Below are 3,549 nucleotides of genomic sequence, written 5' to 3'. Positions count from 1 at the left end.
GATTGTGTGATTTTATGCTACATAATTTAGCAGATTATTCTACTTTAAATATATTCTTAACTTTGCATAATTTGTAGAATGGCTTGTAGTTTTTGTAATTTTTCTTGATTTTGTTGTTGCATAATTTTATATTCTACAATTACCTCAGGTTTTGCTTTTGCTAAAAACCCTGGATTTTTTAATTTTGCTACAACAGGTTGCAGTAGTAACTCTATTTTAGAAATCTCCTTAGCAATTCTCTGCCTCTCCTCAGCAAAGTCTATAACTTCTCTTACCGGAATCCCAATAATAGTATTATTTACCACATCTTGCAGAGTTTCTTTACTAAACTCAGCAACACTTGTAATTTCTGAGATTCGTGCCAAGCGTTTTACTAATTCTAAATTCTTGGTAATATAGACAGGAATTTTCCCTTTAATTTGTATATTTAGAAGTAAACTTGGAGCCAAATTTAAGTCTGCCCTTTTACTTCTAATTTTAGAAATTAATGCTATTAGTGCATCAATCTTATTAATATTACTTACTTCATAGGTAACATTATGTGCTTCTACAAGTGTTAGAGCTAAAATATTTTCTCTATGCGTATTGTAAGTCCATAAATATTCACTCAAATAGGGCATAATCGGATGTAAAAATTTAAGCATCCTCTCTAACACAAAACCAGTTACTTGCCTAGTTTCTTCTTGCTCTTTAGTATGTTCCTGCTGATACATAATAGGTTTTACCAATTCCAAATACCAATCACAAAAAGTTCCCCGTATGAAAGCTTCAATCGTAGAGGAAATCTCATTAAATTTAAAATTTTTATAGGCAGTATTTAAATCATGTTCTAAGTTTTGCAACTTAACCAAAAGCCACTTATTAAGATCTAGGTCTAGAGTGTTGAGATTAAAGCCTTTGGTATATTCACAAGAATTTTGCATACAAAACCGATAAGCATTCCAAATTTTAGTAACAAAATTCCGCCCCTGCTCTACGGATTTCTCTGAGAGTTTAATATCATTAGTATTGCTCCCGTAACTAACTAAAGTCCACCTTAGGGCATCGGTGCCGTATTCATGCATTAAATCTAAAGGATTTACCACATTACCCTTAGATTTAGACATTTTCTGCCCTTTAGCATCTCTAATTAATGCTGTAATATAAACGGTTTTAAAAGGTATTTCTTTCATAAAATAAAGTGACATCATAATCATTCTGGCAACCCAGAAGAAAATAATATCAAATGCGGTTACTAAGACACTGCTTGGAAAAAATTTTTGTAATTTAGAGTTATCATTAGTTTGCCACCCCAGAGTAGCAAAAGGCCATAAACTTGCAGAAAACCACGTGTCTAATACATCTTCATCTTGAATTAGAGTTACCTTTCTACCATAAAATAATAATGCCTGCTGTTGTGCATCTTCTAAATTTTTTGCAACAAAATATTTTTGATTAAGATTAGATGTTTGTTGTTGTGTCAATTCTTGATTATTAGCAAATTGCTGATTAGTGTGGTCTTGATTAAGGGTATCTGAGGTATCATGCTCATCAACCACATAATAAACCGGAATTTGATGTCCCCACCAAATTTGCCGAGAAATACACCAAGGCTCTATATTACTCATCCATTCAAAATAAAGATTTTGCCAGCTTTTCGGCATAAATTTAATTTTTTCTTCATCTACTACCCTAATAGCATCTTTTGCTAAGCTTTTAGCATCCACAAACCATTGCTTAGTTAATAATGGCTCTATGATAGTGTTACTGCGGTCTCCGTAGGGAATTTTAGTAATATTTTCTTCAATTTTTACCAATAAATCTTGCTCTTCTAATAATTTAATTATTTTAGCTCGAGCTTCTTCTCGGCTTAACCCTTGAAATTCTTGAGGAGTATTAGTATTTAGGGTACCATCTTTATTTAAGATATTAACTATTTCAAGATTATGCCTTTTACCAACCTCAAAATCGTTAAAATCATGAGCAGGGGTAATTTTAACAGCTCCAGTACCTTTTTCCGTATCAGCATAATCATCAGCCACCACCACCACTTTTTTATTAAGAAGAGGCACAATTACCTCAGATCCTACTAAATGTTTGTAACGCTCATCCAACGGATTTACAGCAAGAGCAGTATCCCCTAAAATAGTTTCTGGTCTGGTGGTTGCTACAATTATTTCTTCATTGCTATTAAATATTTTATAACGAACATAATAAAATTTAGTTTTAACTTCCTTTTGCTCTACTTCTAAATCTGAAATTGCCGTCTGGAGTTTAATATCCCAATTTACTAAGCGATTATCTCTATAAATTAAACCATTATTATGCAGAGTAATAAAAGCTTCTAAAACTGCCACACTTAGGTTTTTATCCATAGTATAAGCAATATACTCACGATTATATGAAGCACCTAAGAGATTAAGCTGATTAAGAATTTCTCCCCCAGAATGCTCTTTCCATAATTCAACTTTTTCTCTAAACTCTGCTCTACTTAAATCTTTTCTCTTAATACCATCTGCTAATAACTGTTTTTCCACAACTGCTTGGGTGGCAATACCGGCATGGTCTGTTCCTCCCTGCCACAAAACTTCATAATTATGCATTCTATAATATCTAATGAGTACATCCTGCAAAGTATTGACCAAGGCGTGCCCTATATGCAAATAACCGGTTACATTGGGCGGTGGCATCATAATCACAAAGGGTTCTTTTTCTGAATTTATATCTGTGTTATAATACTCTGTTGCATTAATCTTACTTAATACCTCTTGTTCTACTAATTGTGCATTAAAATTTTTATCTATGATTTTCTCAGACATTTTGTAACAAAACCTACTTTATTATAATTATACGTCTCTATGGTATTTCTTTGCCAACTTAAACCTAATTTTAATGCATAAGAATTAATTTCTGAGAAGTTTAATCTTTTTAAGCATGATAGTAATTTATCTCTCAGACCTATGCCTATTTCGTACCTCACGACCTTCACGCATATACCTCTCTCTTCTATTTTCTTCTTGATATTTCTTATCCATAGATTTCTTAAAATCAAAACTATAATTTTTAGCTTTTGCTAATTCATATTCATAATCTTCATCAGCATATCTTTCTAACTCTTTACGTAATACCTTAATAGTAATACGTTCTAAATTATCATCTAACCATTCTCTAATCAGAGGTTTTATCATACGTAGTGCCTTCTCTTCCATATCAAAATTCAGTGGTAATTCTTGAGAAGGATAATTTTTTACTTCATGATTATTTTTTACATTAGCTTCCTCCCTACCCCTGATGCTAGCTGACCTAAAACTAGGAGGAGTTTCTCTTTCTCTAACATTACTAAAATTTCTGTCAGAATTAGTAATAGTATTGTCTCTAGAGTTATCACCTGATTGGTTATAAGGTGTATTAGTATACACTGGGGCAACTGTTTTTTTACTAATAATACTATTAATTTCATCTTCTAAATAATTACTAATATGATTTTGTTTTCTTAAATCTTTATTATCTACAATCATTCTTTTTAATTTGCTAATCTGCATAAGTATTCCTATCTTTGTTTAATTATTA

2 protein-coding genes are annotated in these 3,549 nt (G+C 31.7%); both read right to left on the bottom strand.

The genetic code is table 11. From position 1 onward, the window contains the following. Positions 1-56 precede the first annotated feature (56 nt). On the bottom strand, positions 57-2,798 hold the full coding sequence (locus ACQCX0_RS00925; RefSeq protein WP_462562224.1) for a valine--tRNA ligase: 2,742 nt from the start codon (positions 2,796-2,798) through the stop codon (positions 57-59). Between the two features lie 126 nt (positions 2,799-2,924). After that, complete coding sequence (locus ACQCX0_RS00920; protein WP_462562222.1) at positions 2,925-3,521, bottom strand: DUF2497 domain-containing protein; 597 nt, start codon at positions 3,519-3,521, stop codon at positions 2,925-2,927. Positions 3,522-3,549 lie beyond the last annotated feature (28 nt).

The organism is Candidatus Hepatincolaceae symbiont of Strigamia maritima, from assembly GCF_055505085.1.
The sequence above is the reverse complement of the archived record's forward strand: the minus strand, read 5'-3'. Positions and strand labels throughout refer to the sequence as shown.